The sequence below is a fragment of the Neoaquamicrobium microcysteis genome, assembly GCF_008180155.1.
Taxonomy (GTDB): Bacteria; Pseudomonadota; Alphaproteobacteria; order Rhizobiales; family Rhizobiaceae; genus Aerobium; species Aerobium microcysteis.
In genome coordinates, this window is record NZ_VSZS01000064.1 from 313,105 (window position 1) to 335,602 (window position 22,498).

Annotated in this window: 18 protein-coding genes; 7 read left to right on the forward strand and 11 right to left on the reverse strand. The window is 63.9% G+C overall.

What is annotated here, in order from left to right; genetic code table 11:
* Positions 1-179: 179 nt before the first annotated feature.
* The 4 genes from FY036_RS15165 to FY036_RS15180 form a co-directional block, all read right to left on the reverse strand.
* Complete coding sequence (locus tag FY036_RS15165; protein ID WP_235897683.1) at positions 180-875, reverse strand: TetR/AcrR family transcriptional regulator; 696 nt, start codon at positions 873-875, stop codon at positions 180-182.
* Positions 876-988: 113 nt separating this feature from the next.
* On the reverse strand, positions 989-2,176 hold the full coding sequence (locus FY036_RS15170; RefSeq protein WP_148915575.1) for an acetyl-CoA C-acyltransferase: 1,188 nt from the start codon (positions 2,174-2,176) through the stop codon (positions 989-991).
* A gap of 33 nt (positions 2,177-2,209) precedes the next feature.
* Positions 2,210-3,781 carry an AMP-binding protein gene (locus FY036_RS15175; protein WP_148915576.1) on the reverse strand — a complete coding sequence of 524 codons (1,572 nt, stop codon included), beginning with the start codon at positions 3,779-3,781 and terminating at the stop codon, positions 2,210-2,212.
* Positions 3,782-3,785: 4 nt separating this feature from the next.
* Positions 3,786-5,372 carry a carboxylesterase/lipase family protein gene (locus tag FY036_RS15180; protein ID WP_201744774.1) on the reverse strand — a complete coding sequence of 529 codons (1,587 nt, stop codon included), beginning with the start codon at positions 5,370-5,372 and terminating at the stop codon, positions 3,786-3,788.
* Between the two features lie 229 nt (positions 5,373-5,601).
* Here FY036_RS15180 and FY036_RS15185 point away from each other — a divergent pair, with 229 nt between their 5' ends.
* On the forward strand, positions 5,602-7,869 hold the full coding sequence (locus tag FY036_RS15185) for an acyl-CoA dehydrogenase (protein ID WP_148915578.1): 2,268 nt from the start codon (positions 5,602-5,604) through the stop codon (positions 7,867-7,869).
* Positions 7,870-7,923: 54 nt separating this feature from the next.
* Here the strand turns inward: FY036_RS15185 and FY036_RS15190 are convergent, their stop codons facing one another.
* From FY036_RS15190 to FY036_RS15215, 6 genes are all read right to left on the reverse strand, one after another.
* The gene (locus FY036_RS15190) at positions 7,924-8,961 is read right to left on the reverse strand and encodes a sensor histidine kinase (RefSeq protein WP_148915579.1); all 1,038 of its coding nucleotides are present in this window, start codon (positions 8,959-8,961) and stop codon (positions 7,924-7,926) included.
* Complete coding sequence (locus FY036_RS15195) at positions 8,958-10,463, reverse strand: ATPase domain-containing protein (RefSeq protein WP_148915580.1); 1,506 nt, start codon at positions 10,461-10,463, stop codon at positions 8,958-8,960. Before FY036_RS15195 ends, FY036_RS15190 begins: the two co-directional genes overlap by 4 nt.
* A gap of 167 nt (positions 10,464-10,630) precedes the next feature.
* Positions 10,631-10,867, reverse strand: a complete 237-nt coding sequence (locus tag FY036_RS15200; RefSeq protein ID WP_148915581.1) for a DUF6894 family protein — start codon at positions 10,865-10,867, stop codon at positions 10,631-10,633.
* A gap of 152 nt (positions 10,868-11,019) precedes the next feature.
* Positions 11,020-11,472 (reverse strand): hypothetical protein, encoded by a 453-nt coding sequence (locus tag FY036_RS15205; RefSeq protein WP_148915582.1) that lies wholly within the window; start codon positions 11,470-11,472, stop codon positions 11,020-11,022.
* A 52-nt stretch (positions 11,473-11,524) separates the two neighbouring features.
* Positions 11,525-12,382 carry a hypothetical protein gene (locus FY036_RS15210; RefSeq protein ID WP_148915583.1) on the reverse strand — a complete coding sequence of 286 codons (858 nt, stop codon included), beginning with the start codon at positions 12,380-12,382 and terminating at the stop codon, positions 11,525-11,527.
* 90 nt (positions 12,383-12,472) lie between these two features.
* Complete coding sequence (locus tag FY036_RS15215; protein WP_148915584.1) at positions 12,473-12,694, reverse strand: hypothetical protein; 222 nt, start codon at positions 12,692-12,694, stop codon at positions 12,473-12,475.
* A gap of 497 nt (positions 12,695-13,191) precedes the next feature.
* Here FY036_RS15215 and FY036_RS15220 point away from each other — a divergent pair, with 497 nt between their 5' ends.
* The 4 genes from FY036_RS15220 (at position 13,192) to FY036_RS15235 (ending at position 18,646) form a co-directional block, all read left to right on the forward strand.
* Positions 13,192-14,004 carry a Crp/Fnr family transcriptional regulator gene (locus FY036_RS15220; protein WP_148915585.1) on the forward strand — a complete coding sequence of 271 codons (813 nt, stop codon included), beginning with the start codon at positions 13,192-13,194 and terminating at the stop codon, positions 14,002-14,004.
* A 304-nt stretch (positions 14,005-14,308) separates the two neighbouring features.
* Positions 14,309-15,070, forward strand: coding sequence for a response regulator transcription factor (locus tag FY036_RS15225; protein ID WP_148915586.1), 762 nt, complete (start codon positions 14,309-14,311; stop codon positions 15,068-15,070).
* Between the two features lie 103 nt (positions 15,071-15,173).
* Positions 15,174-17,393, forward strand: coding sequence for a GumC family protein (locus FY036_RS15230; RefSeq protein WP_148915587.1), 2,220 nt, complete (start codon positions 15,174-15,176; stop codon positions 17,391-17,393).
* A complete protein-coding gene (locus tag FY036_RS15235; RefSeq protein ID WP_148915588.1) occupies positions 17,390-18,646 on the forward strand; it encodes a polysaccharide biosynthesis/export family protein in 1,257 nt (418 codons plus the stop codon). Before FY036_RS15230 ends, FY036_RS15235 begins: the two co-directional genes overlap by 4 nt.
* On the opposite strand, the gene FY036_RS15240 is transcribed toward FY036_RS15235, so the two are convergent.
* Positions 18,639-19,628, reverse strand: a complete 990-nt coding sequence (locus FY036_RS15240; protein WP_148915589.1) for a GDP-L-fucose synthase family protein — start codon at positions 19,626-19,628, stop codon at positions 18,639-18,641. The genes FY036_RS15235 and FY036_RS15240 overlap by 8 nt on opposite strands.
* A 333-nt stretch (positions 19,629-19,961) precedes the next feature.
* On the opposite strand from FY036_RS15240, the gene FY036_RS15245 reads away from it, so the two are divergent.
* Both FY036_RS15245 and FY036_RS15250 read left to right on the forward strand, forming a co-directional pair.
* Positions 19,962-21,215 carry a glycosyltransferase family 4 protein gene (locus FY036_RS15245; RefSeq protein ID WP_161601140.1) on the forward strand — a complete coding sequence of 418 codons (1,254 nt, stop codon included), beginning with the start codon at positions 19,962-19,964 and terminating at the stop codon, positions 21,213-21,215.
* Complete coding sequence (locus FY036_RS15250; protein ID WP_148915591.1) at positions 21,212-22,468, forward strand: glycosyltransferase family 4 protein; 1,257 nt, start codon at positions 21,212-21,214, stop codon at positions 22,466-22,468. The genes FY036_RS15245 and FY036_RS15250 overlap by 4 nt, the downstream gene beginning before the upstream one ends.
* The last annotated feature ends 30 nt before the right edge of the window (positions 22,469-22,498 follow it).

Sequence of the window (22,498 nt, forward strand, 5' to 3'; positions counted from 1 at the left end):
CCTCACCACATGGAACAACTAATTCACTCACTAGATAATTAATAATCTGCGCGCAAGGGCTTCTTTGTGCGGAGAGGTGCTTTTCGAAAGTCGTCATGGAGTTTGCGCGAACGCTATCGGCCACGCCGATGCAGGGGCACGAAGGTGGACGACGGGTGCTGGGGAACGGATTGGCGAGGCTAGTGAGCTGCCGGCATGCGCTGTTTGCAGATCGCCATGAAGCCCGCAGCCATGAAGCTCGACATGCGCTCCTTGACCGCGACGAAATCGTCGGATCGGCACAGGCCGCCCGAAAGCTCGTCGATGCGACCGGTGCGCGCCAGCGTCAGCACCAGCGCGCCTGTCACGAAATGATAGCCCCAGAAGATGTCCTCGGCCGCGGCATCGGGAAGCGCCTTTTTCAAGATGCCGACGAGCCGCAGCACCACGGGGTCGAAATGCTCGTCCATCATCTGCGCGCCCCAGCCGGGCGTGTTGGCCACCTGAGAGGCGAGTGCCGCATAATTGCGCCAGCCCTCGCCGCCCTCGATGTAGAGATCGAGGTCCGTGTCGAGAAACGCGCGCAGCGCGCCTTCCACCGTCGGCTTGCCCTTCGAGGCCTTCTCGTACTCCTCAAGCATTCTCATCCGCCGCTCGCTTGTCACGACGGCGCGGCGGGCGAACACCTGGTCGAAGAGCGCCTTCTTGTCATCGAAGTAGTAGTTGATGAGCGTGTGGTGAACGCCGACATGCTTGGCGACGTCCTTGAGGGTGACGCCGTAGAGACCATGTTGGGAGAAAAGCAGTTCCGCGGCGTCGAGGATCTGCTCGATCATCTCCTCGCGCTGTCTGGCCTTTATCGAACCTTTGCGGCGCGGTGTCTTTTGCTCAGTCAAGATTCCGGTCTCTCCGAACGGGGTAGCAAGGGCCCGGCGGCAAGGCCGGACCCCCAGTAACTACCCCGAAAGACGCCGTTGGCCTAGATCGCCGTGACAGCAGCGCAAACGCGTCAGGTGTTCACCTCGAACAGGCCGGCAGCACCCATGCCGCCGCCCACGCACATGGTGACGACGACGTATCGCGCGCCGCGCCGCTTGCCCTCGATCAGCGCGTGTCCGACCAGACGCGCGCCGGTCATGCCGTATGGATGACCGATGGAAATGCCGCCGCCATTGACGTTGTAAAGGGAGGGGTCGATGCCGAGATGATCGCGGCAATAGAGCGCCTGCACCGCGAAGGCCTCGTTCAGCTCCCATAGACCGATGTCGCTGACCTTGAGGCCATGGCGCTCCAGCAGCCGTGGCACCGCGTAGATGGGGCCGATGCCCATCTCCTCGGGCGCGCAGCCGGCCACCGCCATGCCGCGATAGGTGCCCAGCGGCGAGAGGCCGCGCTTTTCTGCGAGCTGCCGGTCCATCACGATGCAGGCCGACGCGCCGTCTGAAAGCTGGCTGGCATTCCCTGCGGTAATCACGCCGCCTTCGAGCACCGGCTTCAGGCCGTTGAGGCTTTCCAGCGTCGTCTCGGGCCGGTTGCCCTCGTCGCCCGACAGCGTGATGGCGCGCTGAGAAATCTCGCCGGTCGCCTTGTCCTTGACCAGCATCGTCGTGTCGAACGGCACGATCTCGTCGTCGAAGCGCCCCGCCTGCTGGGCCGCCGCGGTACGCTGCTGCGAAGACAGGGCATACTCGTCCTGCGCGTCGCGGCTGACGCCGTATTTCTTGGCGACGAACTCGGCCGTCTTGAGCATCGGCATGTAGGCGTGCTGGGCGTTGGCGACCACGGCGGGGTCCAGCTCCTCCTGCACCCACGCGAAATAGCGATCCTGGACGGCCGAGATGTTCTCATGGCCGCCGGCGGCAACCACGTCCATCCCGTCCACAATGACCTGCTTGGCCGCAGTCGCGATCGCCATCAGGCCCGACGCGCACTGGCGGTCCATCGTTTGTCCCGACACGGTGACGGGCAGGCCTGCTGCAAGGGCCGCGTTGCGTGCGAGGTTCATGCCGGCCGTCCCGGCGCCCAGGACGGTGCCGAGCACGACATCCTCGATCTCGCCGGGCTCGATGCCGGCGCGCTCGACGGCGTGGCTAAGCGCATGCGCCACCATCGTGGGCGATTTGGTCGCGTTGAGGCTGCCGCGATAGGCCTTGCCGATGCCCGTGCGGGCTGTGCTGACGATGACGGCTTCTCTCATTGCGACCTCCGGTTCATTGGTGGGGTGTACTGCTCATTGTCCGTATTGAGCCCTCAGGCGAAGCTTGTCCACCTTTCCGGTGGAAGCGGTCGGCAGTCTGGGGAGCCGGACGATTTCGTCCGGAATCCACCACGAGGCCACGCGCGCGCGCAACGGGTTCAGGAGTTCCTCGTCCGACAACTCCTCGTTCTGCCTGAGCTCGACAAGGAGGATCGGCCGCTCGCCCCATTTCGGGTCTGCGCGGCCCACGACAGCGGCAAGCGATACCTGCGGCAGGCCAGTCACGATGGCCTCGATCTCTGCCGGATTGATCCATTCGCCACCCGACTTGATGAGGTCCTTGGCGCGCCCGGTGATCATCAGGTTGCCGCGCGCGTCGATGCGCGCGAGGTCGCCCGTGTCGAACCAGCCGTCCGCATCGGTGGCGGGCTCGTCGTGGCCGAGATAGCGCTCGACCACGGCTGCGCCGCGTACCCGAAGATGTCCTTCAACGTCGCGCTGCTGTGGCAGGGCGCGGCCCTCCGCATCGGTCAAAAGCAGGTCCACCCCGACCGCAGGCCTGCCCGACAGGAAGGGCTGGCGATGCGGGTCGTCGGGCGGAGACATCGTGCCCAACGGCGACAGCTCGGTCATGCCCCAGCTCGTCTGAACGCTTGCACCCAGCCGTTCCTCGATCCGACGCATCAGCGCCTGCGGCATCGGTGCGCCGCCGACAAGAATTCGGTTGAGGCTCGGTACCTCGCCGCCATGCGCCTCCAGATGCTCGACCAGTCCGAGCCACACCGTCGGCACGCCGGCCGCCACCGTCACGCCCTCGTCCCTTATCAGTCGTGCAAGGCTCGCACCGTTGGCCGCCCGCCCCGGCAGGACGAGCTTCGCGCCCACTGCGGGCGCCGCGAACGGCAATCCCCATGCATTGGCGTGGAACATCGGCACGACCGCCAGCACGGCATCGGCGGCGGTGAGGCCGACGACGTCGGCCTGTAGCAGGCGCGTCGTATGGAGATAGGTGGAGCGATGGGTGTAGGTGACGCCCTTCGGCGCGCCCGTGGTGCCGGACGTAAAGCAGAGGCCGGACGCCGACATCTCGTCGAACCCGCCCCATGCCGCCTCCTGCTCGACGGCGCCGAGAAGCGTCTCCAGCGACCCGACAAGATCGGACGCGCCATCGGGGACCCCGTCGATCGTCAGGATATGCTCGACGGCCGTGCCGCCGGCGATCCCGAGCGCCATGGGCAGAAGGTCCGCCGCCACGATCAGCACGCGCGCGCCGGACTGCGCCAGCATCGCGCCTGACTGCTCGGCCGTGACGCGGGGGTTCAGCGTGTGGCACGCCGCACCCATGCCCATGATCGCGTACCACGCCTCGACATGGGCCTGCGTGTTCCAGGCAAGCGTAGCGACGCGGTCGCCGGCTGATATGCCCAGCCCGGCCAGAACGGAGGATATCCGTCGAGCGCGGCTTCTCAATCCGGCATAGCCGATGCGTGCATTCGCGCCGTCGCCACCGGCGGTCACCACCTGCGCGTCGGGATGCCACTTGGCGGCGTGATCGAGAAACTTGTCGAGCGTCAGCGAATAAGGCTGCATGGCACCGTCGTTCATTCTGCTATCGAACCTTCGCGGGCAGGGGCGGCGCGGCGATCCCCACATTCCAGTTCCATGGGATGTCTCCTGCCGCCATGCGCCGCCGCACCACGTCGTCGTGGAAGGTGAACGCTGCTTCCAGCGCGCCGGACGCGACGTGGGGCTGTTCGGCGAACGTCACGTGCTTGCCGTCGGGCAGATAAGCCGGCCAGCCGGCATAGCCGGAAGCCTGAGGCACGCCCGTGCGGGCGAAGGAGGACCAGTATTCGCCCATCGCATTCGACAATGCCGCTTCGCCGGCGGTCGCCGGAATCGCTGGCCAGCGTGGTGGCGTCCGGTCCATCGTGCCGAAGATGTAGGGCATCTCCGAACCGTGAAAGGCATGCAGGTCGGCAGCCTGCGCGGCCGGATAGGCGTGGTCGAAGCAGTAGATATAGGTGGCTGCACCGAGGTGCTGCTGCGCCTTCGCCATCTTGACCGACGTCCACGTATAGAGCGCATCGCGCAAGGTGGCGAGTGCTGCCTCCTCCATGTCGCCGGCCGGGTAGAGCGCGAGGCACTGCCCGGCAAGGTCGCCGTAGCGCGCATGGATCTCGGCTTCGTACGCTCCCGCCGAAGCGGGGAGAGCAGGCATCAGGAAACGCAGGGACCGGACCTCGCCACTCGTGAAGCCCGTGAGCAGCGGCACCGGTGCCTGCGTGCCGTGGTCGAAAGCCTCAACAAGCTGTTCCGGCAGTACATGGCCATCGACAATCGGGATCGGCAGGAAGCCCGCCTGCAAGGCGTGGTTGGCGATGTCCTGCGCCTCCATCGACCGCAGTGACGCGATGTCGAGCGCGCCGAGCGCCCGGCCGAGTTGCGATCCCTTTTCCTCGGCGGGCTCCTCGCCGTAGCGGTGCTCTTTCAGCGACGGCATGGAAACCATGTAGGCGCTCTGCGCGATCGCCCTGGCGAAAAGCCCCCGCGCCGATGGCGCGGCCATCAGGCACATGACGCTGAACGCTCCTGCGGATTCGCCCGCGATAGTGACGTTGTCCGGATCGCCGCCGACTGCCGCGATGTTGCGCCTGACCCACCGTAGCGCCTCGATCTGGTCGAGCAGGCCGTAATTGCCGGAGACGCCGTCTGGCGATTCCGCACTGAGTTCGGGATGGGCGAGGTAGCCGAAAATACCGAGGCGGTAGTTGATCGAGACGACCACCATGCCGCGCTGCGCCAGCGCCGCGCCGTCGTAGACAGGTTCGCTGCCTGCGCCCCATATGAAGGAGCCGCCGTGTATCCATACGAAGACCGGCAGGCCGGAGGCGTCCTCGGGCGCCCATATGTCGAGCGACAGGCAATCTTCGCCCGTCGGGGGCATGTCGCCGTCATAGATGCTTCCAGCCCGTCGCGGCGGCTGGATGCAGGCGAAACCGGGAGCGGCAGCGTCACGTACGTCGTGCCAGTCGGCTCTGGGTACGGGCGGCTTCCAGCGCCGCTCGCCGGTGGGCGGCTCGGCATATGGCAGGCCACGAAACACGCATAGCCCGTCATTCGTCCGCACACCGCGCGCCGGCCCCGCGGGAAAGCGCACGAGGGGACGTGTTTCCCCCGCTTCGACAGTCGACAAGAAGAACTCCTCTCCGGCCGGTCCGCCAAGCATGCCGACCGACTATTCCTCCATCCCCTCGCACCGGATATGTGCGACGAGATCAATGGGCAGGCGCAAGCGATCTGTCAATACTCACTAACGCGTGTGTTAATATTAACTGCCGCTCCGCGCGCTGTAATTGGCGTGTCGCCACTCATGGAACCAAATGCCGGGCGTCGCATTGCTCGGACAACGACTGAGGGCAGCAATGGGCTTTCGCGAATTCCGCCGGGACTATGTCACCAAGCCGATCTTCCGCTGGGCGGGAACGGTCATGCCGCCCATTTCGGACACGGAGCGCGACGCCATCGATGCCGGTACGGTGTGGTGGGACGGGGAGCTGTTCTCCGGCAACCCCGACTGGAACCGGCTGCTGGCCACGCCGCCGGCCCGGCTGAGCGAGCGCGAACGGGCCTTCATGGATGGGCCGGTCCAGCAATTATGCGCCATGATCGACGAGTGGAAGATTGCGTTCGAGGATCGCGACCTGCCCGAAGACGTCTGGCGCTTCATGCGCGAGCAGAAGTTCTTCGGCATGACTATCCCCGAGAAGTATGGCGGGCTCGGCTTCTCCAACACCATGCATTCCGAGGTGGTGCGCAAGGTCTCCACCGCGAGTGTGGTCGCCGGCGTCACAGTCATGGTGCCCAACTCGCTCGGGCCGGGCGAGCTGCTGCTTCATTTCGGTACCGAGGATCAGAAGGACCATTGGTTGCCGCGCCTGGCCGACGGACGCGAGATCCCATGTTTCGGCCTGACGTCGGAGGATGCGGGATCGGACGCCGCCGCTATGAGCGATATCGGCGTCGTGGAAGAAGGCGAGCACGAGGGAAGGCGCGTCCTCGGCATCCGCCTCAACTTCCACAAGCGCTACATCACCCTTGGCCCCGTAGCCACCGTCATGGGCATCGCCTTCAAGCTGCGCGATCCGGAAAATCACCTTGGCGGGGGGGTGGAGCGGGGCATCACCGTTGCCCTCATCCCGTCATCGACGCCGGGAGTCAGCCAGGGCGAGCGCCACGTGCCGCAATTCACCCATTTCCAGAACGGACCGCTTTACGGCAAGGACGTGTTCATCCCGCTCGACTGGATCCTTGGCGGTGAGAAGCAGATCGGCCAGGGCTGGAAGATGCTGATGACGGCGCTCGCCGCCGGCCGCGGCATCTCGCTGCCCTCGCAGTCGGCGGGTTCGGCGGCCATGTGCGCACGTGCAACGGGCGCCTATGCGCGCGTGAGACGTCAGTTCAACGTCGCCATCGGTGATTTCGAAGGGGTGCGCGAGCATCTGGCCGACCTCGCCGCGAACGCCTACCTCATAGATGCCGCGCGCCGGTTGACTGTCGCAGCACTCGATGAAGGGCATAAGCCCTCTGTCGTCTCCGCGATCATGAAGTACCATGCGACCGAGCGTATGCGCCGCTCGGTCGAGAAGGCCATGGACATCCATGGCGGCAAGGGCATCATCGAAGGCCCGCGCAACTATCTGGGCGGTCAGCACCGGTCGGTGCCCATCGGCATCACCGTCGAGGGCGCAAACATCCTTACCCGCAACCTGATGATCTTCGGGCAGGGCGCCATCCGCTCGCATCCTTATATGCTCGACGAGCTGATGGCCCTGTCGGATGACGACCGGGAGGCCGGGCTCGATGCTTTCGACCGCAGTTTCTGGGCGCATGCCGGACATGCCGTTGCCAATGCGGTCAGAAGCTGGGTACGGGGCTGGAGCGGCGGGCGTATCGCCCCAGCGCCCGACGGTGCCGAACTTGCACATCACTGGAGACAGCTTTCGCGCCTTTCCGCAGCCTTCGCGATGCTTTCGGACCTGGCGCTTCTCACGCTCGGCGGCGCGCTGAAACGCAAGGAGATGCTGTCGGCCCGCATGGGCGACATCCTTGCCGAACTCTATCTGCTTGGGGCTGTGCTCAAGCGCTATGAAGACGAGGGCAGGCAGAAGGAAGACCTCCCCATCGTCGACTACATCATGATGCAGGGCCTCGATCGCATTGCGGTCGCCTTTGATGGTGTGCTTGCCAATCTGCCCGCGCGCTGGGGAAGCTGGCTGGTCCGCTTGGTGGCGTTTCCGCTGGGCGTTCCCTACGCCAGCCCGCCCGACCGGTTGACCGATACCGTCGCGGCAACCTTGCTCGATGCTTCCGCACAGCGCGACAGGCTGACCCCGGACCTCTATCTGGGCGAAGGGCGCGACGATCATCCGATGCGCGACCTGGAAGAGGCGTTCCGGCTGGTGGTCGCGATCGCGCCTGTAGAGAAGAAGATGCGCGACGCGAAAATCCGCGATGCCGACGAAGCTCGAAAAGCGGGCGTGATCGACGCTGCCGAGCTGGTCCGGATCACCGAGGCGAACGCAGCCGTGGCCCGGGTGGTCGCGGTGGACGCGTTTCCCATGGACATGATCTCGCCGCTGGCCAGCCAGCATCGGCAGACGCCCCGGGCCCGCCCGCAAGCCGCCGAATGACTTTCTGAATACCGGCCTTTAACCGGAAACGGTCCGGCCGCTGCTACTGCGCCGTTAAGCGAGCTCGTATTGCGGCACCAGCCTGTCACGCTTCAGCGGCAGTTCGAGACGCAGTATGAAACCGCTCTCGTCGTAGACGGTTTCGACGTCAGCCTCGCACTGGATCGTCAGCACCTTGTGCAGGAGAACCGTGCCGAATCCTTTTCGTTCAGGCGGATGCACGGACGGGCCGCCTTTCTCCACCCATTCAAGCTTGAGGCACCGGCCGTCATCCTCGTCGGAAATGTCCCATGAGACGCTGAGGCTGCCCGCACCATTGGTCAGTGAGCCGTATTTGGCCGAATTGCTCGCAAGTTCGTGGAAGGCCATGCCGAGCGGTACTGCGATGTCGGCGACGAGCTCCACCTTGGGTCCGGCGAGCATGATCTGCTTCGGGTGGGAAGCAAAGTGGCTCAACTCCGATTCCAGCATCTGCTGCAGCGACGCAACCTGCCAGTAATCGTCCGTCAGGAAGGTGTGGGTTCGCGCCAAAGACGTGATGCGTTCAGAAAAGGCGGCGTAGAATTCATCTATGCTGCCCGCCGACCGCGCGGTTGCGCCGAGCACCGCCTGCACGTTCGACAGCGTGTTCTTGACGCGATGGTGCAACTCGCGGATCAACAGCCGTTGGCGGTCCTCGATGCGGGCCTGATTTTCGATGAACGAGCGCACCTCGAGCTGACGCTTGCGCGCGCGTCCGGCCGAGCGCACGGCCGACACCAGAGCCTGGGGGCTGAACGGCCGTTCGAGATTTATGGCGTGGACGTCGAGAAACTCCAGCCGTGTATCCTGCGGCACCCCCCGAGTGGACAACAGCACGACAGGATAGTCCGACCAGGTCGGCTGGTTCTCCATCCAAGCGGCCAGCTCCGCCCGATCCTCGGACAGAAGCGCCTCCTCGGTCACCACAAGGCACAAGGATTGCTCGAAAACCGCCAACGCGTCGGCGAGGCTCTCGGCAACCAGTGCCTTGAAGCCCCCGCCTGCAATAATATCCCTCGCCACGCGCGCATCGCGCCCTGATGGAGCGAGGACCACGGCATCATGCATCATGAAGCTCCGGGAGTAGGAGGCTTCATCAATTTCGCTTCCGGTCCACGGTAGGTCGGAACGCCCGTCAGGACGCCCGTGAAGTCGGACAGGGCATTGCCGACCACTATGCCCTCGTTAGAAAGCGTGAATTCCCGGATCGTGTCCTCATGCGCGCCGGTGCGCTTCTTCACCACCGACACGGCTCGGCGTATACGCCCCTCGGCCTCGAAGTAACGCAGCAACAGGACGTTGTCACTGACATAGGTCAGGTCGACGGCGTTCGTCATCTGGCCGACGAGCCCATGGCTGGCCAGCAGCAGCAGCGTCACCACGCCCTTCTGATTGAGGTAGCTGAGGATTTCGTGCATCTGCAGCACGAGGTAGTTTTCCTCGGGCATGGCGTTGAGATAACCAGAGAGGCTGTCGATTACCACTATGCGTGCGTCGAAATCCTCCACCGCATCCCGGATACGGGCCGAAAGTTCACCCGGCGATACTTCGGCGGGATCGACCTGAACAAGTCTCAATTTCCCCGACTGGATATGAGGTTCCAAGGCGAAACCCATGCCGGACGCGCGCTCGAGAACCACATTCATCGTCTCGTCGAATACGATGAAGAAGGCGCTTTCGCCGCGTTCCAGCGCGGCGCGCACGAAGGCGAGCGCGATCGACGACTTGCCCGTGCCCGACGGGCCCATGAGGAGGGTGCTGGTGCCTCTTGCAAGCCCTCCCCCCAGCAGCGTGTCGAGCCTGGTATTGCTGACCACGACGTCCCGCTCCAGGGCAACCGGATGGTCCGAGGCTACGAGACGCGGGAATACGGTCAGCCCGCCGGGGCGAATGACGAAATCGTGGTAGCCGCCCCTGATCTGCACGCCGCGCATCTTGATGACGCGCAGGCGACGACGCTCGCCGCCATAGATCGGAGCTAGCTGGTCCAGCCTGACAACGCCGTGACAGACGCTGTGAAGATTGAGATCGTCCTGCTCGGAGGTCAGGTCGTCGAGAAGCAGGACCGTACAGTCGTTGAGCAGGAAATAGCTTTTCAACGCCAGCACCTGACGCCGATAGCGCAGCGTGCCCTGCGAAAGGAGCCTGATTTCCGAAAGCGAATCGAACACCACCCGTTGCGGCTTCAGACGGTCGATCTCATTCAGTGCGATCTGCACCGTTTCGCCCAGTTCCAGGTCAGAAGAGTGCACCAGCGTCTGGTGCTGCGACTGGTCGAGGCTGAGTTCGGGCGGCACCAGTTCGAAGATTTCGATGCCGTTCAGGTCGAAGCCGTGCCGATGGGCCACAGCCATCAGCTCACGCCGGCTTTCAGAAAGCGTAATATACAGGCACCGCTCGCCACGGTCCCGCCCATCCATCAGGAATTGAAGCCCAAGCGTCGTCTTTCCGCTGCCCGGCCGCCCCTCGATCAGGTGCGAGCGCGAAGCGGGAAACCCGCCGCGAAGAACGTAATCCAGCCCCGGAACGCCGGAGCTTATCGCTTCAGCATCGATCTCAACCGGTTTGGTCACGGCTTTCCTTTCCGATGTGATGTCAGCAGACGAATACGCCGGGAAGCCCATATCCCGGCGACGGTAGTGTAATTTGCAGATCAAGAACGGTTTTCGACGAGCCTTGTTCCCACGCACACAGGCTGCGCGGGCATGAGCACCATGAAGAGCAGTGCCTTGCTGGCGGGTCAGGAGCCTGCCGTGGAGACTTTCAGAAGCAGGCTGGTCTTGAGGATGGGCTCCTCTTCCTGCCGAACGTCGATCGCGAGTTCCATGCCGTCGAAACCCGCGGCGTTCTCGCGCGCCATGTCGAGAAGCGTGATGGTGGCGAGTTGCTTCGCTTCCTCAACACTTCCAAACTCATGGCCCGCATCATCGACGGTCAGGTGGTCACCTGCCCAGGTGTCAAAATAGAAGTGCGGCATCGCGTCGTCATAGCCCCATCAATCTCTGGGTCTTCGCCCAGCTATTGTCCTATCGCCGAACCGCACGGAAGAGACCTTCCACCCCTCAGCGATCTGGTCGCGAATAGAACCAAATGGAACGGCGCGACGCAAGTGAATTTGAGCGTGACAGATCACCCCGCAGGCACCGCGGCCGCATCGTTCACAGGCGCGGACGAGAGGGGTTCTTCCCATGACCATGGCAGGTGCGCGACGATGCATCCGGTCGATGCCAGTACCGACCATACCGGCTCTTCCACATCGTCGAAACCGACATAGCGCTTCAGTCTCGTAACCAGCAGCGCGGTAGCTGTCGCCAGCACCGGCTGGTGAACGCTCGCACGCTCCCTGAAGACGAAAAAGTGGACCTGGTTCTCCCCCCGGCGCAGCGGCTCGAAGAGGTGGCGGTGCCAGCCCAGGGGCGAAACCTGCGCTATGAGCAGGTCGCACGTACCGCCGCTCGCCCGATGGATGGCAGGCTCCGTCTGGGCCAGCTTTTCGCCCGGTGTGAGGCCAGTTCCCGCCAGAAATCGTTCGATCGGCTCAGGCTGGTCGCCTGCTGCGCCGCGAAGCCCGGAAAGGCTCACCCAGCCCTTTGCGCCAAGCGTGAAGGTCAGTGCGACGACGAGGACCGCGACCTTATGCAGGGGACGCTCCCATGCGTGAACGGTTGCTTCTGGCCGCGCCCGCGCGGCAGCCGATGAAGATGATCGCGGCGATCGTCGCCAGAAACAGCCAGCCGAAGACAAGGTTTCCCGTCGGTCCGTGGATGATCGAGTGGTTGTCGCGTGAAAGCCCGGTCACAACCATGCGCCCTACATTCAGAGCTATGACGCTGCCGATCAGGACGAGGAAGAAGACTGGCGGAGGACGCTGCCTGTCTTCCACCGATTGCGCCACTGCCACCCAGGCCAGGATGGCAAGTGAGACGTTGCCCAGCGAGGAACATTCCGGGGCTATCCAGAAATAGCCCCAGCCGTCGGCAAAGGCGATGGCATTGCCGTTTCGCTCCGTCGTCAGCAGCAGCGAAACCGCCAACGCATCGAGCCTGAGTATGAAATCGCCGACCACCGACATCAGGACACGGCTCCAGAGCATGGGCACGGTCAGGGCGGCGACGATCCATCCGCCCCGGCGCTGCCGGCTGCCCGGTTCGCCGGTGACCCCCAGATAGAGGCCCATGAAGGTCAGCCCGAGCCAGCTTGCCGGCGAGGACGGGAAGACGATGAGAGCCAGCGTCGTGCCCGCGACCGCCAGATCGCGCCGGCCGGGCGCGGTCGCTGGCATCCGGTAGAGCTGGTGGATAGCGGCGAGTGTCGCCAGAAACACGACGGCATTCAGCTCGAGCAGCAGCCAGATCGTCGGCCAGCTCTCGTTGGTCAGCCGGTAGATCACACGGCCGGCCGCCCCGTTGAGGGTGCCGATCACGAGAAGCGCGGCAAACAATTCGTTCCGCGGAACGCGGGCGGCGATTGCCGTCGCCGACAGTCGTTCCACGGGGCCCGGTTTCGTCGCGAGGGGAGAACCCCCTGGCAGCGCGAGCGGCGCCAGTTGGCTAGGACGATCCATCAGGATTGGCCGATGGTTCTAGGGACGCTTGCGCCTGCGCAGCATCAGATAGACGCCCGCACCCGCCACCACGCCCAGACCCAGTATGCCGCCGCCGGCAAGCGGGGCGGGCGTGGGAACGGTGCGATAGTCGCCGGGCTTCTTCGGGATGACGCCCATGGCGTCCGCGTCGTTGACGGATCCGGGCGCAAACGCCCAGGCCATTCCCGCCAGGAGTATTGCCGACAAAGCGTGTCTCATCGAACTACCCTTCCCCAAGAACGAAACTGATCCGCCAAGGCTATCCGGTGGCCATCGCGCGGCAAGCTGGGGAAATGGTGATCCGCGACATACAATTGCGGGTAAGCCCCTAACCCAAAGGAGGGTCCTTCTTAGCCCCGCGGTCGAAACGTCACGATCGCCCGCTTCGGGAGCGATCACGCTGACGGGCAACGCCAAAGGCTGTGGCGGTGAGATGGCCAGTGCCTTTGAGTCGGAAGCGGAGAAGGAAGCTGGAGCGGCAGCAAAAAGAATGCGCCTGGCGGCCGCTACAATCGGGGATCAAGAAATTTCCGGAGTATCACTTCAGGTTGAAAGTTCATCCGAATGGTGGAATTGTACACCATCAGTTTATGGGCACAGTCTTTCGCCATCCTCTTTCGAGAGGGAAAATACAGGGCGGAACTTTGGTGGCGGCATTTTAGGATCATAGATCACTGAATCCGCCTAAAAGGGGGGTGAGGGCGGCGCAGCTTGCGGTGGAGTTGACATACCTCAACGCGAAAATGAAACAATGTGACAACTTTTATGATAATACTTCCTATCCAGCATCTCTCCACAGCGGAAAAGGCCTGTACCGCATGTCGACTGCCGAGGTTCATCGGGCCCTGCTCGCGAACCCAGCCTTTTCCGGGCAGGTAGTCGACGACGGCGATATTCAGGCACTCTCCGTTTTTCAGCCGCGACATTACCCGGCGCACTTTCCTATCGTTCCGCTCGGCGATCCGCTTGAAGGCATCCGCATCATCCAGTCCGGCTGGTGCCGGCTCGAAAAGTATATGAGCGACGGCGAGCGGCAGATTATCGACTTCCCGCTCAAGGGAGACATCATCGGGCTGGCGGGGGAGGATCGGGTAGCGGGCCTTGCTGTCACGGCGATCACGGATCTGCTGGTCTTCGAGACCAGGCCCGGTGCCGGGCTCGATTCGATTAAGTCGCCGAAGCTCAACCGCCTGTTTCGGTCCGCAGCGGTCAGGCGCGATGCGATCGCGATCGAACACATGGTCAATCTTGGCCGGCGAAGCGTGCTGGGCCGTACCTCGCACCTCTTCCTGGAGCTCGGTATGCGGCTTTGCGGCAAGCTGCCGCGCGAGATCGTTCAGTTCAGCTGCCCGCTGACGCAGCACGATCTGGCTGACGCACTCGGGCTGACGCCCATCCACCTCAACCGGAAGCTTCGCGAACTGCGCGAGGATGGCATCCTCTCTTTCAGGCACGGCCTCGTCGAGTTTCACGATGTCGGCCGGTTGATTTACCTGGCCGATTTCGACGACCGGTATCTTTCGCCTTAGGCGGTGTCGCGGCCGTGTCCGCAGCCCTTCAGCCTATCCTCCTCGCATCCCTCAAACGGATCGTTAGCCTCGTCCCCGCGAGGATGCGGTTAAGTGCGAAAATATTCGAAATGTTCCAAATCGTTACATCTAGCGAAAATTAATCGAATATTAATCCTGATTAATGAGCGGTACCTTAAACGGCGATATCTATATTTGGCGGCGGCGATGTTTTTGGGGTGCCCAGTGTAGATGATAGTAATCTGCGCTTGGGGGTGGTCTTTCTTCAATATTTGTTTCTGTGTTTGGGAAGAGGGTTGCATCCATGCGTACTTCGCAAGTCGAAAGCTCGGACCGGCAGATTTTTCTCGTCGGAGATGATGTCGGGGCGGGTGAAAGAGATAGTTCAAATTTGCGTACAGAGGAGCCGAAGGGCTCACTTGTAATCGTCGATCCGCGTGTATTGGGGCGTCATTGCCTGGCCCACGGGTTGCGCGAACGCCAGCTTCCTTTCGAGATCGTCGCCTGCGGCACGATCAACGAGTGGCGGCAGGTCAAGCATCAGCATGCACCGATTTCGGCAATCCTGCTTTGCATCGGCGGCCTCAAGCCGAGCGAAGCGTCGGTCAGCGCAATGATTACGAAGCTCGTCGCCGAATACGGACGGCCCGTGATCGTGCTCGCCGACAATGACGAGCTCCTTCATGTGCTGAAGGCGCTCGAACTGGGCGCCAAGGCGTATATCCCGACCTCGGTCGAGATCGACGTCTGCATCCAGGCGATCAACCTCACGCTTGCCGGCGGCGTCTTCTTGCCTGCAAGCAGCGTCATGGCGATGCGACGGGCGATCGAGACGCGGGCAGACACATACAGGCCGATGTCGGGCATGTTCACGCACCGGCAGGAGGAAGTCGTCAGCGCGCTGAGGCGCGGCAAGGCGAACAAGATCATCGCCTACGAACTCAATCTGCGCGAAAGCACAGTGAAGGTTCACATCCGGAATATCATGAGGAAACTGAAGGCGACCAACAGAACAGAAGTTGCCTACAAGATCAACGAGATGTTCCCCGAGGAAATCAGCCACTAGGTCGCGACGCCCTCTCGGCCGCCGGAAGTCAGCCGGCTCCGAAAGGGCGTCCGTCCCGCTAGGCATTGGTTCCGCGTTGTCGCATAGCGGTCGGGGATTGCATATGATCGTTGAAGAAGTACGTCATGCCGGCGGCGACGGTGTATCGCGCCGCCTCTGGGGCCCGTTGGCCATCATTCGCCGAAGGCGCCGCACGCTGGCGCTGGGTTTCGCTTTGGGGCTTTGCCTTGCGGGGCTCGGCTATCTCAATGCGCCCAGAAGCTACATGTCCGAGGCGGTCATGGTGCTCGATCTGCGGCGCATCGAACCCATTCCCAACGAATCCGTCATCGCACCGATGGCGCAGGACAGCCCGGTGCTGCGCACCCAGCTCGACATCATCGCATCGCGCATGATGGCGGCAGATGTCGTGCGCCGGCTCGAGGGCGAGGGTCTGGACATATCGACCCATGAAGTGCCCGGCTGGACGCTTCCCGCCCCGGTGGCGGGCGTGCTCGACTTCGTCGGCCTAGGCACGCAGGCAGACGAGGACGCAGATCTTGCCGACGAGGCGAGGGAACTGGACGAGGCCGACAAGATCGACATTCTCCTGTCCAACCTCAGCGTTCGCAACGACGGTCGTTCCTACACGATCTTCATCGCCTACACCTCGCCCAGCCCAGAGCTGTCGGCGCATGTCGCCAACGCTTTCGCGCAGGCCTATCTCGATCACCAGATAAACGTCCAGCGCAACGCGAGCCGCACCGTCAGCGACTGGCTCGGGCAGACGCTCATACGCCTGCGGGCGCAGCTCGAGCAATCCGAGGTAGCCCTCCAGCGATACAGGCAGGAGAAGGGGCTGGTTGAGACCAACGGCGCCACGCTGCAAAGCCAGGCGCTGACGAAAGCCAATGCCGAGCTAGCCGATGCGCGCGCCGCGCTCATCAGCAACCAGGCCCGGCTCGACGCGGTGCGCGATCTGGTCAAGAGCGGCGATATTCCGGCAATGGCCGAATTTCTCGGCTCCACGTCGATCCAGTCGCTGCGCACGCTGGAAGCCGGCGTCGAGCGTGAGCTCGATTCGCTGCGCCGAAGCGGCGCCACCCGCAGCGCACAGATCGAACGCCTGACCGCGGAACGCGAAGCGCTGCGCGAACAGATCGGAGCTGAGGTCAACCGGCTGGTGGAAAGCCTCGGCAACGAGGTGGCGATCGCGGTGCAGAGTCTCGCGGCGCGCGAGGATGCGCTGAAATCGGCCCACGCCGATTTCGCCGCCGCAGACAGTGCGGAACTTACCGCGGCCCAGCTGCAGCGCGAAGCGACCGCCAATCGCATGGTCTATGAAAGCTACCTCGTCCGCTACAAGCAGACCATCGAGCAGGACAATTTCAAGATGCCGGAGGCTCATCTCGTGTCTCCCGCGGAACCGCCGGCAGCGCGCGCCAATCCACGCCGGTCCAACTGGCTGTTGCTCGGCCTCGGCCTTGGCGGGTGCCTTGCGGCATTGGGCATTGCTGCGCGCGAGTTGACGGATCGCCGGCTGAGGATGCTGCGGCGGCTGGAAAGCGCGGATATCCCGGTCATGGGTGTCGTACCGGCTATCAATCGCCGCAAGATCGCCGACATACGGTTCTTCGGCGACCCCTCGTCACGTCTTGGTCTGGCTCTTTCTGGCATCAGGCTCAGCCTGCAGGCCCGCGGAAAGTCAGTCGTGGCCGTTTCTTCTTCGGCCTCCGGTCGGGGCCGTACGTCCCTTGCCCTGGCTCTGACGCGCTCTGCCGCCGCAGCCGGCATCGATGCCGTCCTTGTCGAGGCGGATCTGCGCAATCCCAAGCTCTGCGAACTGGTCAATCTGTGGCCGGCGACCGGGCTCGACGGGCTTCTCGATCCCAACGTCGATGACCGATCACTCGTCACAAAGGATCCGGCTTCGGAGGCCGGGCTGGTGTTCGGCAGGGCAGGCAAGGTTGCGCCAGAGCGCCTGTTTCTCAGGCCGGAGTTCCAGAACTTCATAGCCCGGCTTCGGGAGAATTACGATCTAGTGGTGCTCGACACGCCGGCGCTCGATATCAGCAATGATGCGATGGTGCTTAGCCGGCTGGCAGACACCACGCTTTATCTGGTGGACTACAGACAGGATCGACCCGAGCAGGTCACGGAGGGCTTTCGCCGCATGACTGCGATGGGCTCGGCACTGGAAGCCATCATGGTCCATTACGACGCGCCGGCGTCCGAACTTGAGCTCGAGCCGATGACCAATCCCGGCACGGCCTTTGCGCCCGCCGCGGTGCGCACGTCCGACACCCCTTTCCCTGCTCGCGGCGTAGTGAGGCTGGCAAGATGAAACGCATGAAAATGATCGCTCCGCGGCGCACCCTTGTCCGCGTGATGCTGGCGACGTCGCTCCTCGTCTCTCCCATAGGTCCGGCGTTCGCCCAATCCGCGCCGTCGTCATATCAGCTGGGCAGCGGCGACGTGGTCGGCATCACCGTCTTCGGCGAAGAAGGGCTGTCGGGCCAGTACGAGATATCCGGCACCGGCACGATCTCTTATCCTCTGGTCGGCGAGGTCGAGGTTGCTGGCAAGACTGCTGCCCAGGTCGCCGAGCGTCTTTCGCATGATCTGGCCGAGTTCGTGCCGGGCCTGTCGGTAACCGTAGGCGTCGCGCGTTACGCGCCCGTCTTCGTGCTCGGCGACGTGCAGACACCCGGGCGGTACGATTTCCGCCCCGGCATGATCGCGCTCGAGCTGTTCGCGCTGGGCGGCGGGCTGGCTCGCTCGACGGCAGTCAACGAGGCAGGAGAGGGCGCGGCGCTACAGCTCATCGGCATGCGTCAGGAGTTCAACGACAACGTGCTCCAGATGCTGGGGCTGGAGGCGAGCCGCGCCCGTCTGCAGGCAGAGCTCGACGGTAGTGAGACCATGACGGAGGACATCCCGCAAAGCGACCCGGCTTTGCGCGCCGTGCAGCAGCGGGTCCGCGAGCGCGAGCTGGGATTGTTCGCCCTGCGCAAATCCGGCCTCGCCGCAGAGGCGCAGGCGCTGTCGGCGCAGGAGCGCAGCTACTCCGACGAGATCGAAAGCATCAGCAAGAGCATGGTGCTGCACGAGGACGAGATCAGGCTGATCGGCGAGGACGTCGAGGCGTCGGCCGAGCTGGTAAAGCGCGGCCTCACCTCTCGCTCCAACCTGCGCGAGACGGAACGGCAGCTTTCCGCCACGCGGCGCGATGCGCTGGAACTCGGTTCCTATTTGGCCCGCGCCAAGCAAAACCTGCTCGTAGTTCAGCAGCGCAAGGCCTCGCTCGTCACCGACCGGCGCAACGAGGCGGCAGCCCAGCTCCAGACGGTCGAGCTGGAACTGGCCCGCAAGCGCGCCCGCAACGAGGCTCTCGCCGCATCGATGACTGAAGTGGCGATGTCGCTCGGCTCCGGCATAAGCCGTCAGCAGGGCATGACGATCTCCTACTCCATCGTCCGCCGCGCGGCCGATGGATTCGAGGAGGTCGCAGCAAACGAGCGCGAGGAGATTCGCCCCGGCGACATTCTCAGGGCGGAAGCGAGCTACCCTGTGCGGGCGACCGCCGAGGTCAACTGACCGCCACGGCGGGTTCCCGGCGAGTGCCTTCGTTCGCGCCGGTGGCAGCCAGCCATTCGGCATAGAGTGCGCGCAGCCCCTCTTCCAGCGAGATACGCGGCCTCCAGCCGAGCGCCCTGAGGCGACTCGAGTCGAGCACCTTCCGATAGGTGCCGTCGGGCATCGACGTGTCGAATGAAAGTTTGCCTTCGTAGCCGACGACACGGCCCACGAGCTCGGCAAGTTGCGCGATGGTAACCTCTTCACCGGACCCGGCATTGACCAACTGCTCGTCGTCGTAGCACGAGGCCAGCAGTACGACCGCGTTCGCCAAATCGTCGACGTGGAGGAATTCGCGCAGCGGCCTGCCGCTGCCCCACAAGGTGACACGGGGCGCCCCAGCCACCTTGGCCTCGTGAAACTTGCGGATCAGCGCGGGAATGACGTGCGAGTTCTGCGGGTGAAAATTGTCGTTTGGGCCATAAAGGTTGCATGGCATCACGCTGAAGAAGCTGCGCGACATCTGCCGCGAATAGGCCTGCGCCAGCTTCAACCCCGCGATCTTCGCCACCGCGTAGGCTTCGTTGGTCGGCTCCAGCGGCCCGGTCAGAAGCGCGTCTTCGCTTATGGGCTGGGCTGCATCGCGCGGGTATATACAGCTGGAGCCCAGCCATATGAGGCGGTTGACCCCGTTTTCGTGGGCGGCCTTCATGACGTTCGCGGCGATCATCAGGTTGTCGTAGAGGAAGTCGGCCGGGTATTTCGAATTGGCAAGAATTCCGCCCACGCGTGCGGCCGCAACGATCACCACGTCGGGCCGCATGTCGCGGATCCATGCTGCGGTCTCAGCCTGGCGCGTAAGGTCCAGCTCGTCATGTGTGGCGACGAGCAACTTACACGGCTGACCGGATAGTCTTCGCAGGAGCGCCGAGCCGACCAACCCGCTATGCCCGGCAATCCAGATTCGCTTGCCGGCAAGAGGAAACCGCGAGAATGCACCCATCTTGCTACTCCTGTGTCGTTGTCCCGTTTGCATGGCTTCGGAGTCGCAAGCCCGCTGTCAGACTGTGCGCCGAGGGAACCTTGCTGCGCGAGCCTAGGCTGGCGCTTCTTTTCCAGGGAACCTGCAAAATGGGAGAAGCACCACCTCCGGCGCGCTGGACGAAAGGAGTATCCGGCGCCGGCCACATCCCGCATGCGGCCAATGGGCCGTCGGCAGCCACCCTATGGGGTAGGCGGAAATATTTGCACCCCAGGACTATCCTTTAGCGTCAGTTGCCCAGTCGTGCCCGTTGCAGCAGGCTTTCGCGATGTTTCACGAGCGGCCGGGTCCAGCATGCGTATCGTCATAGCCAACAGATATTTCTATCCCGATCAGTCTGCGACCAGCCGCATGGTGTCCGGCCTGGCTTTCCAGCTTGCAAGACGCGGCCACACGGTGCATGCCGTCGCGAGCCGCCGCCATCACAACCGCACCGACATCGTCCTTCCCGCCAGCGAGACCGTCAACGGGGTGCATATCCATCGCGTCGCCGGTTCGGCCTTCGGCCGGGGCAAGCTCATCGGCCGCGCGATTGACTATCTGTCGTTCCATGCATCGGCGGCCTGGTGGATGCTGACCGCAACGAGGTCGGGTGACGTATGCGTGCTGTGCACCGATCCGCCGATGCTTTCGGCGACGGCCCGGCTGCCCATCGCGCTGCGTGGCGGCATTCCCGTCAACTGGGTGATGGATCTCTTTCCCGAAACCGCGATTGAACTTGGCATGTTCTCCCGCTTCCCGAGGCTTGCTGCCTTCGCCCAGCGGCTCAGGAACCGCGCGCATCGCAAGAGCGGGCTCACCATCTGCCCCACAGGTTCGATGGCCCGCTACCTGGTCGCATGCGGCGAAGACAAGACCGCAATCGTCCACCACTGGTCGGACGGCAACGAAATCCGCCCCGTCGACCGTGCGGAAAACCCGCTGCGCCGAAGCTGGGGGCTCGGGGAGCGTTTCGTCGTCGGCTATTCCGGTAATTTCGGAAGGGCGCACGAATTCGCGACCTTGCTCGATGCCGCTGAGCGTCTGCGCGACGAACCGAATATTCGTTTCCTGCTGATCGGCGAGGGCCAGCAGCGGCGGCACGTGGAAGACGAGGTCGCCCGCCGCAACCTCACCAACGTCGAATTGCAGCCTTTCCAGCCAAGCGAAGCCTTGCCCTTCAGCCTTTCATTGCCAGACGTGCATATCGTGTCTCTCCTGCCCGCGCTGGAGCACTGCGTCATCCCCAGCAAGTTTTACGGCGTGCTCGCTGCCGGCCGCCCGACGATCTTCGTCGGCGCCCAGGACGGTGAAGTGGCCACCGTGGTCGGCAGACATGGTTGCGGCGAATCGGTCGAGCCGGGTGATGTCGACGGGCTCGTCGCCTCGATAACCGGTATGGCGAACGATCCGGCGCGCTGCGCCGCCATGGGGCACGCGGCGAGGCGGCTGTTCGAGAGCGAATACACCATGCCCATCGGCGTCGATGCGTGGCTTGCGGCGGTCTCCGGCCTCGCATCCGAAGCGACGCCCGTGCTTGCTCCCGGCAGGCGGGCGACCGCCACATGACTGACGGGGTCATGGTCAGCCAGCTCGGCGCACGCATGCACTATGCCGTGCCGCGCATATTCGAGCGTTGGGGGCATCTGGAAACGCTCAACACCGACATCTGCGCGGCCAGGGGCTGGCCCCGCACGCTGAACGCGCTTCCACGCTCCGTGCTGCCGGCCTCGCTCAGGCGGTTGGCGGGGCGTGTTCCGGCGGGGATTCCGGCACACAAGATACGCTGCTTCGAAGGCATCGGTCTTCGTGCCGCACTCAGGCGGATGATGACATCGTCGGCGGCCGTGGACACGGAAGTCGCGCTCCGGGCCGGCGAAGATTTCTCGCGCGCGGTAATTGCTGCCGGTTTCGGCAATGCGGGGGGCGTCTATGGCATGAGCGGCGAGTGCCTTGAGCAACTGGCCGCGGCGCGCCGCGCGGGACTGTGGACGGCGGTGGAGCAGGTGATCGCTCCGCGATCCGTAGCCGACAGGTTGGTGGCGCTTGAGCACGAGCGGCATCCCGGTTGGGAGCCACCGCCGCAGGCAAACCGGCTGGCGGCTGACTACGCAAGGCGAGAGGAGGCAGAATGGGCCCAGGCGGATGTAGTGATCTGTCCCTCCGATTTCGTGCGTGACGGCATCGCCCAGGCCGGCGGGCCAGTCGAGAAGTGCGTGGTCGTGCCCTATGGCGTCGATGCTCCGCTGCTTGCCGCGGAAAACCGACCGGCGTTGCCGGGCCGGATTCGTGTGCTTACCGTCGGAAGCGTCGGACTTCGCAAAGGCACGCCCTACGTACTGGCCGCCGCAGGCCGCATGGCCAGCATGGCGAGCTTCCGTCTGGTAGGTCCGGCCGCTCACCTTCCCGAAGCAAGGCGAAGCGAGCTTTCCGGGGCACTGGATCTCGTCGGTCAGGTGCCGCGTGCCGAACTCGCCACCCACTACCGCTGGGCGCATATGTTCCTGCTCCCGTCCGTATGCGAGGGATCTGCGACGGTCATCTATGAGGCGTTGGCTGCCGGCCTGCCTGTCGTCACCACCCACAATGCCGGCAGCGTCGTGCGCGATGGGATCGACGGCTTCATCTGCCCGGTCGGCGACGTCGATGCGATCTGCGAGCGGATTGAGAAACTCGCCGGCGATCTCGAATTGCGGCAATGGATGGGTGCGAATGCGCGTGAGCGGGCGGCCGATTTCGATGTCGAAGCCTACGGTCATCGGTTGATGGCCGCACTTGCGCCGGTGATGCGACGGCAGTTGCATCCGTTACAGGCGTCGTGACGCGATGGTTCAGGTGCTTTCACCCATTTT

Bases quoted from the DNA above. Each gene is read 5' to 3' on its own strand.
- FY036_RS15170 (WP_148915575.1), bottom strand. From the start codon at position 2,176: ATGAGAGAAGCCGTCATCGTCAGCACAGCCCGCACGGGCATCGGCAAG.
- FY036_RS15175 (WP_148915576.1), bottom strand. From the start codon at position 3,781: ATGAACGACGGTGCCATGCAGCCTTATTCGCTGACGCTCGACAAGTTT.
- FY036_RS15185 (WP_148915578.1), top strand. From the start codon at position 5,602: ATGGGCTTTCGCGAATTCCGCCGGGACTATGTCACCAAGCCGATCTTC.
- FY036_RS15190 (WP_148915579.1), bottom strand. From the start codon at position 8,961: ATGATGCATGATGCCGTGGTCCTCGCTCCATCAGGGCGCGATGCGCGC.
- FY036_RS15200 (WP_148915581.1), bottom strand. From the start codon at position 10,867: ATGCCGCACTTCTATTTTGACACCTGGGCAGGTGACCACCTGACCGTC.
- FY036_RS15215 (WP_148915584.1), bottom strand. From the start codon at position 12,694: ATGAGACACGCTTTGTCGGCAATACTCCTGGCGGGAATGGCCTGGGCG.
- FY036_RS15225 (WP_148915586.1), top strand. From the start codon at position 14,309: ATGCGTACTTCGCAAGTCGAAAGCTCGGACCGGCAGATTTTTCTCGTC.
- FY036_RS15230 (WP_148915587.1), top strand. From the start codon at position 15,174: ATGATCGTTGAAGAAGTACGTCATGCCGGCGGCGACGGTGTATCGCGC.
- FY036_RS15235 (WP_148915588.1), top strand. From the start codon at position 17,390: ATGAAACGCATGAAAATGATCGCTCCGCGGCGCACCCTTGTCCGCGTG.
- FY036_RS15240 (WP_148915589.1), bottom strand. From the start codon at position 19,628: ATGGGTGCATTCTCGCGGTTTCCTCTTGCCGGCAAGCGAATCTGGATT.
- FY036_RS15245 (WP_161601140.1), top strand. From the start codon at position 19,962: ATGCGTATCGTCATAGCCAACAGATATTTCTATCCCGATCAGTCTGCG.
- FY036_RS15250 (WP_148915591.1), top strand. From the start codon at position 21,212: ATGACTGACGGGGTCATGGTCAGCCAGCTCGGCGCACGCATGCACTAT.